The 12,351-nt window shown below is 67.9% G+C and carries 12 protein-coding genes; 5 read left to right on the top strand and 7 right to left on the bottom strand.

Annotation, left to right across the window (positions count from 1 at the left end; translation table 11 throughout):
• The first annotated feature begins 69 nt into the window (after positions 1–69).
• From CCONF_RS03450 to CCONF_RS03430, 5 genes are all read left to right on the top strand, one after another.
• A complete protein-coding gene (locus CCONF_RS03450) occupies positions 70–1,320 on the top strand; it encodes a sensor histidine kinase (RefSeq protein WP_290225239.1) in 1,251 nt (416 codons plus the stop codon).
• Positions 1,317–1,979 carry a response regulator transcription factor gene (locus CCONF_RS03445; protein ID WP_290225237.1) on the top strand — a complete coding sequence of 221 codons (663 nt, stop codon included), beginning with the start codon at positions 1,317–1,319 and terminating at the stop codon, positions 1,977–1,979. Before CCONF_RS03450 ends, CCONF_RS03445 begins: the two co-directional genes overlap by 4 nt.
• A 95-nt stretch (positions 1,980–2,074) precedes the next feature.
• Positions 2,075–2,830 carry an ATP-binding cassette domain-containing protein gene (locus CCONF_RS03440; RefSeq protein WP_290225234.1) on the top strand — a complete coding sequence of 252 codons (756 nt, stop codon included), beginning with the start codon at positions 2,075–2,077 and terminating at the stop codon, positions 2,828–2,830.
• Complete coding sequence (locus CCONF_RS03435) at positions 2,823–4,376, top strand: ABC-2 family transporter permease (RefSeq protein WP_290225232.1); 1,554 nt, start codon at positions 2,823–2,825, stop codon at positions 4,374–4,376. Before CCONF_RS03440 ends, CCONF_RS03435 begins: the two co-directional genes overlap by 8 nt.
• An 18-nt stretch (positions 4,377–4,394) precedes the next feature.
• Positions 4,395–5,624, top strand: a complete 1,230-nt coding sequence (locus CCONF_RS03430; RefSeq protein ID WP_290225230.1) for an amidohydrolase — start codon at positions 4,395–4,397, stop codon at positions 5,622–5,624.
• An 18-nt stretch (positions 5,625–5,642) separates the two neighbouring features.
• Here the strand turns inward: CCONF_RS03430 and galK are convergent, their stop codons facing one another.
• The 7 genes from galK to CCONF_RS03395 all read right to left on the bottom strand — a co-directional run bounded on the left by galK (position 5,643) and on the right by CCONF_RS03395 (position 12,340).
• Positions 5,643–6,899 (bottom strand): galactokinase, encoded by a 1,257-nt coding sequence (gene galK / locus CCONF_RS03425; protein WP_435384087.1) that lies wholly within the window; start codon positions 6,897–6,899, stop codon positions 5,643–5,645.
• Positions 6,892–8,025: a galactose-1-phosphate uridylyltransferase gene (galT, locus tag CCONF_RS03420; protein WP_290225228.1), complete on the bottom strand. Its 1,134-nt coding sequence runs from the start codon at positions 8,023–8,025 to the stop codon at positions 6,892–6,894. Before galT ends, galK begins: the two co-directional genes overlap by 8 nt.
• A 73-nt stretch (positions 8,026–8,098) precedes the next feature.
• Positions 8,099–8,410 carry a hypothetical protein gene (locus CCONF_RS03415; protein WP_290225227.1) on the bottom strand — a complete coding sequence of 104 codons (312 nt, stop codon included), beginning with the start codon at positions 8,408–8,410 and terminating at the stop codon, positions 8,099–8,101.
• A 23-nt stretch (positions 8,411–8,433) separates the two neighbouring features.
• Positions 8,434–10,086 (bottom strand): sodium:solute symporter family protein, encoded by a 1,653-nt coding sequence (locus tag CCONF_RS03410; RefSeq protein ID WP_290225224.1) that lies wholly within the window; start codon positions 10,084–10,086, stop codon positions 8,434–8,436.
• Positions 10,087–10,114: 28 nt separating this feature from the next.
• Positions 10,115–11,107, bottom strand: a complete 993-nt coding sequence (locus tag CCONF_RS03405) for an aldose epimerase family protein (RefSeq protein ID WP_290225223.1) — start codon at positions 11,105–11,107, stop codon at positions 10,115–10,117.
• A gap of 180 nt (positions 11,108–11,287) precedes the next feature.
• The gene (locus tag CCONF_RS03400; protein ID WP_290225221.1) at positions 11,288–11,563 is read right to left on the bottom strand and encodes a hypothetical protein; all 276 of its coding nucleotides are present in this window, start codon (positions 11,561–11,563) and stop codon (positions 11,288–11,290) included.
• Between the two features lie 219 nt (positions 11,564–11,782).
• Positions 11,783–12,340, bottom strand: a complete 558-nt coding sequence (locus CCONF_RS03395; RefSeq protein ID WP_290225218.1) for a hypothetical protein — start codon at positions 12,338–12,340, stop codon at positions 11,783–11,785.
• Positions 12,341–12,351 lie beyond the last annotated feature (11 nt).

Here is a 12,351-nt window from a genome sequence, read left to right as displayed (position 1 = left end):
GTCATCCTCCCCGCGGAGGACTTGTACCCCGGCGGCTCGCGGGCGGCGCGGTCTATACTCAGGGCTGTTATGAAGCACCTCACCCAACCTGCCCGCCGCGGACTCCGCGCAGGCGATATCGCCTTGGGCGTTGTAGCTAGCGTCCTAGCCGCCGCGTACGTGCTCATGGCGCTGCCGCACACGTCTGGCAGTGATATTGCCTGGGCGGTGCTGTCTGTAGGCTTTGCGGCATTCATGTTCGTCTGGCGTTCACGGCCGCGGCTGAGCGCCTGCGCGTTCCTAGTCTTGCTGGGCGGCTGGGCCGCGGTTTTCCTCTGGGCCTTGCCGGAAAACTCCGGGATTACGCCGTGGATTGTTACCGCGCCAATGGCGGTCGCCGTCGTGGCGCGCTACGAGCGCAATCGTCTCTTCGCACGCGGCATCCTCACAGCCTTCGCGGCCGGGTCTTTCCTATCGCCCCTGATGTGGACGTGGGACGAGGCTCTCGTGCTGCACTACCGCACCGGGCTGGACATCATCGTCACCGTGGCGGTCCACTGGCTGGTCCTCGGCTTTGCCTACGTCGTCGGTACCCGCTACCGCGCACGCGAGACCGAGCGGAGCCTTCGGGAGGCCGCCCGCCAGGAGCAGCTGCGCGCGGCGCGGGAGGAAGAAAGGCTGCACCTGGCCCGCGAAATCCACGACGCTCTGGCCCACTCCCTCACCCTGATCAAGGTGCAGGCGGATGCGGGCCTTATCGCCTCCCAGTCCGATCCCCAGCAGGCCCAGCAGGCCCTAGGCCAGGTTCGGGATTCGACGGCCGGCGCGCTGCGCGACGTCCGAGACATCGTGGGCATGCTGCGGGATGACTCCCCTGTCCTTCCGTCCACGAAGCAGCAGTTACGCCCCGGCCCCCAGATCGAGGACCTGCCCGCAGTGGTGAACAAGTTCCGTGATGCTGGCCTGCGCATCACGGCCGAGCTGCCCGCCGAAGGGACCGCGCGCGACAGGTCGATCGCCACGGTCACCCAGCTGGCCATAGACCGGATTGTGACGGAGGCCCTCAACAACGTCGTACGCCACCAGGGCCCGCGCAGTTCCGCCCACGTCTCCCTCTCGCTGAACACCACCGACGCTGCTGTCACCGTCTCCTCCACCGCCGCGTCGCCGGCAGGCAATGTTTCCAGCCCCGCGCAGTGTGCCGAGGGCACCGGCACGGGCCTGGCCGGTCTGCGCGAAAGGGTCCGGATGCTGGGTGGTAGCTTTAGCGCCGAACACTGCGGCGCCGAATTCGTCGTGACCGCTCGCCTGCCCCTGCGACCTGACTCGGAGGAATCATGACCGCCCCAATTCGCGTACTGCTGGCCGACGATCAGGCGCTGCTCGTCCAGGCCCTGGCCACGATCCTCAACTCCGCGCCCGACATCGAGGTCGTGGCCACCGCCGGCAACGGGCAGGAGGCCATCGAAGCCGCCAGCGCACACCGCTGCGACGTCGCGGTCCTGGACATCCGTATGCCCGGCACCGATGGCATCGCGGCAACGCGCCACCTCTTGGCGCAGCCGGATCCGCCCAAGGTCGTCATGCTGACCACCTTCGACGAGCCCGCGCTGGTGGCGGAGGCTATCGCCGCCGGGGCGCACGGCTTCCTGCTCAAGGACGCCGACCCCAGCGTGCTCATCGATGCCGTGCGCACCGTCGCCGCCGGCGAATCCGTGCTGGCCTCCAAGGTCACCGGTCCGGTGCTGGAGTCCTACCGCCGCGGGCTGAGCGCGCGGGACCGCCTGTCCCCGGAGCAGCTGCAGGGCTTGAGCCTGGTCACCCAGCGCGAACGCGAAGTGCTCCACTTGATTGGCCAGGGGGCGACCAACCCGGAGCTGGCCCGCGAGCTGGTCCTCGCGGAGACCACCATCAAGACCCACGTCTCCAGCCTGCTGTCCAAGCTGCACTGCCGCGACCGGGTGGCCCTGGCGTTGCTCGCCCGCGACCTGGACATCTAGACCCCGGGCCCTCCTACCGTGGGAGGAGGCGGCGCACGCAGATTTCGGCCCCGAAGCGGAGGCCTTCCCCCGCGCAAGCTTGCAGGATTAGCCCTATGCACAACGCTAGGGACCACCACCAACCCACCGAACCAACGCTGACCACGCCGGCGCTGTCCTGCGAGAACATCCACGTCGCCTTCGGCGAGAACTCCGTGCTGCGCGGGGTGGACTGGCAAGTTAACCGCGGCCGCGTCCACGCGCTGCTGGGCCGCAACGGGGCCGGCAAGTCCACGCTGTTTTCGGCGGTCCTGGGGCTCATAGCTCCCGCCGCCGGCACCGTGGAGGTGCTGGGCGCTCCCCGCACCACCGAAAGCCTCCGCCACATCGGGGCTTCGGTCAACGGGCCGGCCTACTACGGGCACTTGAGCGCCCGCCGCAACCTGCTGGTCCACACCACGTTGCTGGGACTGCCGGACGCGGAAGCCGACCGGGTCCTGGCGCTCGTGGGGCTGGATTCGGCTGGCAAGAAGAAGGCCAAGAGCTTTTCCACCGGCATGAAAGCCCGGCTGGCGCTGGCCCAGGCCATGCTGGGCTCGCCCGAGATCCTGCTGCTGGATGAGCCACAGAACGGCCTAGATCCGCAGGGTATAGCCGATCTGCGCGGCTTCCTGCGCGGTTGGGCCGACAACGGCGGCACGGTGGTGGTCAGCTCCCACCAGCTGGGTGAGGTCGCCAAACTGGCTGACGATGCTACCGTCATCGCCGCCGGGCGCGTGCGCTACAGCGGCCCGCTGGGCGAGCTCTCCCCCGCCGGGAGCCTGGAGCAGGAGTTCCTCCGGCTCACCCAGGAGGGAGCTTCCGATGAATAGCCCCCTGGCCTATCTGCGCGCCGAGTTCCTCCGCGCGCGTGGCTCGGCGTTGCAATGGCTGCCGCTCTTGGGCCTCCCGCTGGCCGCCATGTCGCTACTTTTCTCCCAGCTCGCCAGCGCCGACGGCAGCACCCGGGCACTTCTGGGCTGGCAGTCCATGTACGTCACCGGCATGGCCGCGCCTTTAAGCTCCATCTTCGCTGCCGTTCCGGAGACCCGGGAACTGTCTGCGCGCTACGGCGGCCTGCTGTGGCGGGCGATCTCTCCGCGGCGGCTACGCGCGGCCCGTCTCCTGGCGGTCTGGGTGGCGCTAGCCGCCTTTACTACCCTCAACTTCGGCCTGACCTGGGCCATGGCGGTGCTCATGGGCTTAGACCACGCGGGGATCGCCCTCGTCGCTGGCGCGTGGTCCTGGGTAGCCAGCCTAGGGGTGGTGGGAATAAGCGCCGCCCTGGTTCGCCGGTATGGGCTCACGGCCGCTCTGGCCGCCGCCTTCGCCTTCCAGTTCGCGGGGATTCCCGCCTCCCTCACCGAGGGCGAACACTGGTGGCTCTTCCCATCATCCTGGCCCATCCGGCTTCTGCTGCCGGTGCTGGGTATCCACACCAACTCCGTCCCGCTCGCCCCCGGTGACCCGCTGTGGCAGGAAAGCCCCTGGCCGGCCGCAGCTCTCTGTCTGCTGCTCGCGGTAGCCGGCGCGCTCGCCGCCTGCTGGGTCCCGCCCCGCCGCAAGCGTGTCCTGCGCGCCGCGCGCCGCGGCCAACAGCCAGCAGGCTCCGCGGACCGCGCGTCCGGTTCCGCCGACTCCATCACCACCGCGAGCGCGTTCGATCTGCGACAAGCGGCCGCGCCCGTTGCCTACCGAGCCGCGCAGTCCGGGAGCGCGGCCGGGTTCTCCGCGGCGGTCCGGGCCGTCCACCGCGCGGCCCTCGGCCCGGTGCTGTTGGGATGCGTGGTAGCCACCGCCGTTGTCCTGGCGCTGACCGCCGCGACCTACCCTGCCTCTTACGTCCACGGGGTCTTCACCTTCGCGGTCCTGCCCCTGGGTACTGGCACCGCGGCGATCCTCGCCTGGTCCTCGCTGCACGGCGCCTGGCCGTCGATGCTGGTGGAAAACCGCCATTGTGTGGCCGGGCTTTTGGGCTGGCTGACCTGCCTCGTCGCGGTTGTCTCCGGGCTCGCCGCAGTGGCCGGGTGGGCTGTCGGCGGCGGCCCCGGCGATGAGCTGCGCCGCTGGGGTTTGAGCGTCGTGGTCGGCACCGTACTGGCCTGGGCGGCCCTGTTTCTGGTGGTGAGGTTCAATGCCGCCACCGCCGCGGCGGTCACCGTCGTTTGGACGGTGGTCTCCCTTACCTTGGGCGGGGACGTCTTGGCCGAGACCGTCCTGTGGGCGGTAGCCTTGCCCGCCTGGCCCGAGACCGCGGACACCGCCCCGCGCCTGAGCGTGGCCCTGGTTTTAGGGCTGGCCAGCGCCGCGATTACCGCCCGCGCCCTGTACCGCCGCTTGGGCTTGCCAATTCAAAAAGCGCCCGCCAGCTCTGCATAAACCTTTATCATGGTCGCCATGACAACTAGCGGAACTGTACCGGAGAACCTGCAGGTCCTCTTCGCCGCTCTGGACGCCACGCGCGCCGAGCGTGAGGAGCTCTACACCTGGTTCCACCAGCACCCGGAGCTGTCCATGCAGGAAGAGCACACAGCCGCGCGGGTCAAGGAAGAGCTACGCGCCTACGGCTGCGCGGTCTTAAGCCTCGCCGGCACCGGCCGGGTGGGCATCCTGCGCAACGGCGACGGCCCGACGGTGCTGTTCCGGGCCGACATGGACGCCCTGCCCATCGCGGAGGACTCCGGCCTCGAGTACGCGGTCGCCAAGGAGCGCGGGCTCATGCACGCCTGCGGGCACGACTTCCACACCGCCTGCCTGCTGGGGGCTACCCGCGCCTATGCCGCCCACCCAGAGGCCTGGTCGGGCACGCTCATCGCCTTGTTCCAGCCGGGCGAGGAGGCCGGCGGCGGCGCGCAGAAGATGGTCGACGACGGGCTCGCGGATAAGATCCCGCAGCCAGACGTGGCCCTGGCCCAGCACGTCGGGCCGTTCGCTCCCGACTACGCGATGACCACGCGCCCCGGCGCGCTCATGGCGGAGGCCACCAACTGGAAAATCACCGTCTACGGCCGCGGCGGGCACGGCTCCCAGCCGCACCTGAGCACCGACGCGGTAGTACTCGCCGCCAATATCATCACGCGGCTGCAGACAGTCATCGCCCGGGAATTCGATCCGCAGCAGATGGGGATCCTGACCGTCGGCTCGGTCCACGCCGGCGCCTCGTCGAATTCCATCGCCGAGTCGGCCCAGCTGGGTATCAACACGCGCGCGATGTCGCCTGAGGCCACCGAGCAGATCGTCGCGGCCCTCAAGCGCATTGTCCGCGCCGAGTGCCTGGCCTCGCAGTCCCCGCGCGAGCCCGAGTTCGAGCTGCTGGACGCCGTCCCGCCCGTGCGCAACGACGAGTCCACCACCGCGCGGGTGGTGGACTCCTTTACTGAGTTTTTCGGCGCCGACGCCGTCTACGGCGACATGGCGCCGCTGACCGGATCGGAGGATTTCTCCATCATCCCGCACGCTTTGTCCGTGCCCTACTGTTACTGGTGCTGGGGCGGTTTCCCGGCCACGGAGGCAGCCCCTGCCAACCACTCCCCGGCGTTCAACCCGGCGCTACAGCCGACCCTGGATACCGGCACCCGCTACGCCATCGCCGGCATCGGCATCTGGCTCGCCCAGGCGCGGGACTAGCCCGGCGCTTTCTGGCGCCTAGCGCAGGCGGCGGGCGCCGGCGCCGGGCTCGGCGAGCAGGAAGGACGGCTCCGGGAAGCCGGCATCGGCAGCCGCCGCAGCGATGGCGTGGGCGGTCGCGTCCACCTCGTCGCGCGGGATGAGCACGATGACCGCGCCGCCGAAGCCGCCGCCGGTCATACGCGCGCCCACCTCGCCGGCCGCAGTAAAGGCCTGGTCGAGCTCCTGGGTGGTGACCTCGTATTTGTCGCGCAGGCTCACGTGGGAATCGCGCATGAGCACCCGGAAGGTGTCGAAGTCGCCGTCCTGTAGGGCGCAGTTGGCCTCCAGGGTGCGCTGCGTTTCCTCGACCACGTGCGCCACGCGGCGGGCCACGAGATCCGGGTCGAGGGCTTGATCCCCGGCCGCGTTGTCGGTGGCCCAGGCGCGGGCGGCGGCGACGGCATCGCCCGTGGCGGCCTGGATGTCACGGATCGTTCCGTTGCCACCGGGCGCGAGGGCGCGCTGCACGTCGTCGATAAGCCCGCGGCGGGAGGCGTACTGCCCGTCGCTCAAGGTGTGCGGGGCGTTCGTGTCCGCGATGAGCAGCACCAGGTCGCGCGCCTGGATGTCGAAGGGCACGCGTTCCACCGCGCCGGTGGCAAAGTCCAGGGCCAGGGCCTTGCCACGGGTGCACAGCAGGCTCGCGTTCTGATCCAGCCCGCCGGTGGACGCGCCCACGACCTCGTTTTCGGCCCGGATGCAGGCCTGCGCCAGCTCCTTGCGCGCCGCGTCGTCGGGCTGGCGGCCCGCGGCCAGCTCGTAAGCCGCCACGGCCACGGAGCACTCCAGCGCCGCGGAGCTGGACAGGCCCGAGCCCACCGGTACGTCGGAGACGACCGCGATGTCCAGGCCTGTGCACTCGGCGATCGCGCCGGATTCCAGCCCCGCCCAGACGGTGCCAGCGATGTAGCCGGCCCAGCTGGCCGGGTTGCCGGGGCCTACCTGCGCCAGCGGGATTTCAAACCGCGCCGGTTCGGCCTGGCCCGGCTGCGCGGAGACCAGGCGCAGCTGCCCGTCGGTCCGCGGGGCCACCGCCACGGCGGTGTTGTGCTCCAGCGCGAAGGGGATGGAGGCCCCACCGGCGTAGTCGATGTGCTCGCCAATGAGGTTGACCCGGCCCGGCGCGGCCCACACCCCGGCCGGCGGGGCGGAAAACTCCTTAGCGAAGAGGTCCTCGGCGGCATCGGCCAGCGCGGCGTCGCTGCGGCGCGGCAACCAGTTGAGATTAGTCACGCGGCCAGACCTCCTGGAAGCGGGCGGCGATGGCTTCCGGCGTGGTGTCATTGATCCACACGCCCTGCGCGGATTCAGAGCCCGCCAAAAACTTCATGCGGTTCGGCGAGCGCATGAGCGAAAACAGCTGCAGGTGCATCCGCACCGTGCCGCAGGTGGCCGGGTCCACCGGCGCCAGGTTCCAGCCGGCGATGTACGGGGTCCGCTCGATTCCCTCGAAGAACTCATCCACCGCGGTATACAGCTTCTTGAGCAACGCGGCCAGGTCGTCGCGCTGGGCGTCGTTGAGATCCCGGAAGTCCCGGGCCGGGGTGTTGGGCATGACCATGGCCTCGACCGGCCACTTGGCCGCGGCCGGGACGAAGGCGGTGAAGTGCTCGGTCTCAGCGATGATTCGGGTGCCAGCGGCGCGCTCGCGCTCTAGCACGTCGGCGAAGAGATCCCCGCCGGTTTCTTTCCGGTACTCCCGCGAGCGGTTGACCATCGCCTTCAGCCGGGGCGAGAGGAACGGGTAGGAATAGATCTGCCCGTGCGGGTGCTGGAGGGTCACGCCGATTTCCTCCCCGCGGTTTTCAAAGGGGAAGACCTGCTGGACCCCCTCGATGGCGGCCAGCGCCTCCGTCCGGTGGGCCCAGGCCTCGATGACGGTACGGATGCGGCTCACCGGCAGGTCCTTGAAGGAGGTGTGCGCGTCCTCGGTGAAGCAGACCACCTCGCAGCGCGCGTGGGCCGGCCGACGCGGGACCAGTCCCATCGAGTCCACGTCGTATTCGAAATCCGGGCCGGCCTCCGCAGCCAGGGAGAAGGACGGAAAGCGGTTTTCAAAGACCACGACGTCGTAGGTCGGCGACGGGACCTCCGTGGGCAGGCCGCCCGGGCGCGACGGCGCCAGCGGGTTCTCGTTGGCCGGCGGCATGAACGTGCGGCTCATGCGGTGGGCGGCGAAGGCGACCCAGTCCCCGGTCAACGGGTCCCGGCGCATCTCCGAGGTCGGCTGCACCTGCGGCAAGTCGCGCGGGTCGGTCAACACGCGCTCTCCCTCGGCGTGCGGGCGGTCATCGAAATAGAAGATGTCCCGGCCGTCCGCCAGCTGGGCTTGCGTGACTGAAACATGTGCTTTCGACATGCGTCGTTCTCCTGACGTTTCCTAAATAAATACTGCCGCCGGCGGGAGGCTATCTCCCCGCCGAGCTCAGTATCTAGTGCTTCGGGTTCGGTTCTGCGTCCGCGGCGGATTGCGCCGCGGCTGCGTCGCTTACCACGATAGGCCGAAGCTTAGCCCAGGCGGCAAAGACCACGGCGGTGACCAGCAGGGCCAGCCCGGTCCACAGGTTGTCCGTGGCGGCCTTGAGTGCCCCGGTGTCCGGATCGATGCCCGGGTCGAGGAAGAAGTAGCAGCCGATGAGCACCACGCCGTAGATTCCGAGCAGGGCCGCGATCACGTTGCGCAGGTCGAAGGCGCCGGTCGGCGAGGTGGAGGCAGGTTTCTGGCTCACGGGTGAAGAAGGCATGATGAGTTACTCCCCTTCCCTTTCTAGGCGAAGATGACGTTGAGGACGATGACGAGGACCATGCAGATGATCCCCAGCGGCACGGTGCGCTGGTACCACGGCAGGGAGGCCTCCGTGTAGTCCTCGAAGTGGCCCTTGGGCGTGACGGAGCTGACGAAGCCGACCAGCTCGTGGTCCGGCTTCGGGGTGGTAAACAGGGTGACCACCACGGAGACAATGATATCGGTGGCAAAGGCGATACCGGCGGCGACGAAGGCGGTGCCTTGGCCCGGCAGGTTGAACAGCGTGGCGGTCGCGTCGGTGAAGTTGGCGATGTACCAGTAACCGATGGCGGCCAGCGTGCCGGCGGTCAGTCCGGACCAGCCGGCGTGCGGGGTCATCCGCTTCCAGAACATGCCCAGGATGAACGTGGCAAACAGCGGCGCGTTGAAGAAGCCGAAGAGTGTTTGCAGGTAGTCCATGATGTTGCCGAAGTTGCGCGCCAGCAGCGCGGTAAACATCGCGATGACGGTCGCGCCCACGGTCGCCCAGCGGCCAAACCGCAGGTAGTAATCGTCCGAGCGGTCCTTGACCACGTAGGTCTGCCAGATGTCATAGGAGATGACGGTGTTGAACGCGGAGATATTCGCGGCCATACCCGCCATGAAGGAGGCCAGCAGGCCGGCGATGGCCACGCCCAGCAGGCCGTTGGGCAGCAGGTCGCGCATCAGCAGCAGGATGGCGTCGTTCGGCTCGGCGGTACCCTCCACCAGGTCAGCGATCAGCACGGAGGCGACCATGCCGGGAATGACCACCAGGAAGGGGATGAACATCTTCGGGAAGGCGCCGATAATCGGCGTCTTGCGGGCGGCGGAGATGGAATCCGAGGCCATGGCGCGCTGGACCTCGACGAAGTTGGTGGTCCAGTAGCCAAACGAGAGCACGAAGCCCAGGCCCAGCACGATGCCGACCACGGACCAGAACGGCGAGTCGAAGCCGGAGATGTCCGTGCCCGGCCAGGTGTGGAAGTGGGATTCCTGCGCCGCGGCGTCCTTGAGGCCCTGCCAGCCACCCACGCGGTTCAGGCCGATGATGGTCAGCGGCGCCAGGGTGGCGACGATGACGAAGAACTGCAGGACCTCGTTGTAGATCGCGGCGGACAGCCCGCCCAGGGAGATATACGACAGCACGATGATGCCGGCGATCACCAGGGCCACCCACTGCGGCCAGCCCAGCAGGGCCTCCACGATGGTGGCCAGCAGGAAGAGATTCACGCCGGCGATGAGCAGCTGCGCGAGCGCAAAGGAGATGGCGTTGACCAGGTGCGCGCCGCTGCCGAAGCGCTTGCGCATGAACTCCGGCACGGAGCGGACCTTGGAGCCGTAGTAGAACGGCATCATGACGATGCCAAGGAAGACCATCGCCGGGACCGCGCCTATCCAGAAGTAGTGCATGGTCTGGAAGCCGTATTCCACACCGTTGGCGGACATGCCGATGATCTCCACCGCGCCCAGGTTCGCGGAGACGAACGCCAGGCCGGTCACCCACGCGGGCAGGCCGCGCCCGGAGAGGAAGAAGTCGATGGAGGAGGACACGCGGGCCTTGGCGGCCCAGCCGATGCCCAGCACGAACGCGAAGTAGACGGCCACCAAGAGGTAGTCGACCCACGAGGCGTCGAGCCGTAGTGCTTGCTGCACACTATCCATAGTGTTGCCTTTCTATTTGTTAAAAAGCGCTGATACGCAGCGCGAAGCTCGCCGGGGCGCCCGGTCGCAGCGTGGTGATATCGCACCCACTGGCCAGCGCGTTCGGCGGCGCGCTCATGGGTTCTACCGCTAGGGCCCGGCGCGGCGGTCCACTGGGGCCGCCCTCCGATCGGTAATCCGGGAAGTCCGGGGCCGTATAGACCTGGGCCCAGCGCATGCTGGGCTGGCTACCCGGTCCGGGGTCGAGTTGCACGCCGTGGCCGTCGGGGCGGGTCAAGCGCGCTACCGGGTGCGCGCCGCGGAAGCTGTGGTCAAGCCACACCTTTCCGAACTCATCCCGGCACTCCCCTGGCGCGCCGGCGGCGGCCAGCGGAACACCGCTAGCAATACCGGGGAGCACCTCTTCGGCCGGCCGCAGCTCCCCGCAGGGCAAATTGCGGCTGCCCAGCGGGAGGTTGTCCTCGACGGCCAGCTGGAGGCGGCAGTCATCAAGAGCGTTACCGCCCGCTGACAGGTAGGTGTGCACTCCCAGGGCGAAGGGCGCGGGGCAACCGTCGGTCTCCGCCTGGTATTCGGCGTCAAGGCCGCCTGCGCCCAGCCGGTAGGTCGCGGTCAGTCGAATCTGCCACGGCCAGCCGGGTCGCGGACCGATGTCCGTGCGCAGCCGCAACGCCGCACCCTCATCCGCGGCCCCGCCCGCGCCCCACTCACATTCCCAGAGGCGATCGTGCACGAAGCCGTGGATGGCGTTGTTGCGCTCCGGCTCGGTAATGGGCAGTTGGTACTGCTCGCCCTCCCAGCCAAACCGGCCGTCTTCGGTGCGGTTCGGCCAGGGCGCTAGCACCACCCCGCACGCGGCGGGCGCGTCTGCGCCGTCCGGGTAGGTTTCCACCAAGTCGCAGCCGCGGTAGGTCAGCGCCTTAATGCCGCCGCCCACTCCGGCGATCTCCGCGCGGTAGTCACCGGCGACGAGCGCGTATACCGGATGATTGCCAGTAGCCGAGTCCGACATGTACCTCACCTTGGCCTTTAAGGCCTAACCTTCAGGGAGCACGCGCCTATGTGCACGTGCAGCGCGATTTTTATACGCGCCACCTACTTACGCTATAACTAGGCGGAATATCCACGCAAACGATTGCAATGTGATTTGGGATTTCCCTACCCCCAGCGGACTACCCTGCCCGCCCCGGGTTTAGCGCACCAGCGCGGTCGCCATCGCGTGCAGGGCCGTTAACGCCTCCGCCTGGACGCCCGGGCCATCTGCTTGTTCGGCCGCGCGCAGGATAGCCGCGTTCAACAGGGAGAACTCCAGCTCGGATACGCCCGGGCACAGCTGGTCCACGACGTCGTTGAAGCCGGCGTGGGAGGCCTGGAACTCCTCGTCCGCAAAGACCTCGGGAAAGCTTTGGACCGCGACCATCAAGGGCCCGTGCGAGCCGTGGACGAACAGGTCCAGCGCGGCATTCACGTAGGCGCCGGTCGTGAACCACGCGCCAGACAGGTAACAACATCACCGCCGGCAAGAAGATGCCGGGCAACCTCACGACCAAGAAAAGCAGTACCACCGAGCAGGAGAACGTCCATGGCAGTCACGGGATCAGGAATCAAACCGGCACGAGCCCCTACCCGTGATAAGAAGCCCCAAACCTTCCCGACGACGCGCGAGGCGCTTCCTTCCACCTAATTGCTAGTGGCGGCTCTTGCCGTCACGGGACTGGAACATGTCGGCGGAGAAGATGAGACTGTGGTCCTTGGCGGCCTTCTCTTCTGTGTTGTAGAGCAGCTGCGCGTACTTCAACGGCTTTTCGTCAGGGTCCATGTAGAAGTAGCTGCAACCGTCAGCAATCGCCACACTGCTGTAGAAGTAGTTGGTGGAGTTGTTGTCGATGGTACCCCACATGTATCCCTGCAGTTCCCCGTCGGAGTTGACCTTCGGACGGTTGGGGTCGGCCTCGATGGTGACGATAGGCAGGTTCGACCTGTTATGGCCTGTAGCCTCCCAATATCGGACGCGATCTAGCTGTTCATCGGAGGCCCAGAGACTCGACTCCATACCACTGATTGCCTGGTCATGGATCTTGCTGTCCTTCGGGACGGGCTTGGTGCCGAGTAAACGGAGCTGAACGATGTCGCCGGTGCGGCTGAACTCGCCGGTGCCCATGTTGGTGATGGTGATCTTCCCCAGGGTGATCAGGTTGGTGTCGGGGACGTCGTTGATGATGAGCGCCAGAGGATACCCCACCACTTCAGCCCTGA

This window comes from Corynebacterium confusum, from assembly GCF_030408715.1.
Classification (GTDB): Bacteria; Actinomycetota; Actinomycetes; order Mycobacteriales; family Mycobacteriaceae; genus Corynebacterium; species Corynebacterium confusum.
The sequence above is the reverse complement of the archived record's forward strand: the minus strand, read 5'-3'. Positions and strand labels throughout refer to the sequence as shown.

Coding starts and splice junctions, on each gene's coding strand:
- galT (WP_290225228.1), bottom strand. CDS start 8,025: ATGTCGAAAGCACATGTTTCAGTCACGCAAGCCCAGCTGGCGGACGGC.
- CCONF_RS03430 (WP_290225230.1), top strand. CDS start 4,395: ATGACAACTAGCGGAACTGTACCGGAGAACCTGCAGGTCCTCTTCGCC.
- CCONF_RS03445 (WP_290225237.1), top strand. CDS start 1,317: ATGACCGCCCCAATTCGCGTACTGCTGGCCGACGATCAGGCGCTGCTC.
- CCONF_RS03440 (WP_290225234.1), top strand. CDS start 2,075: ATGCACAACGCTAGGGACCACCACCAACCCACCGAACCAACGCTGACC.
- CCONF_RS03450 (WP_290225239.1), top strand. CDS start 70: ATGAAGCACCTCACCCAACCTGCCCGCCGCGGACTCCGCGCAGGCGAT.
- CCONF_RS03405 (WP_290225223.1), bottom strand. CDS start 11,107: ATGTCGGACTCGGCTACTGGCAATCATCCGGTATACGCGCTCGTCGCC.
- CCONF_RS03415 (WP_290225227.1), bottom strand. CDS start 8,410: ATGCCTTCTTCACCCGTGAGCCAGAAACCTGCCTCCACCTCGCCGACC.
- CCONF_RS03435 (WP_290225232.1), top strand. CDS start 2,823: ATGAATAGCCCCCTGGCCTATCTGCGCGCCGAGTTCCTCCGCGCGCGT.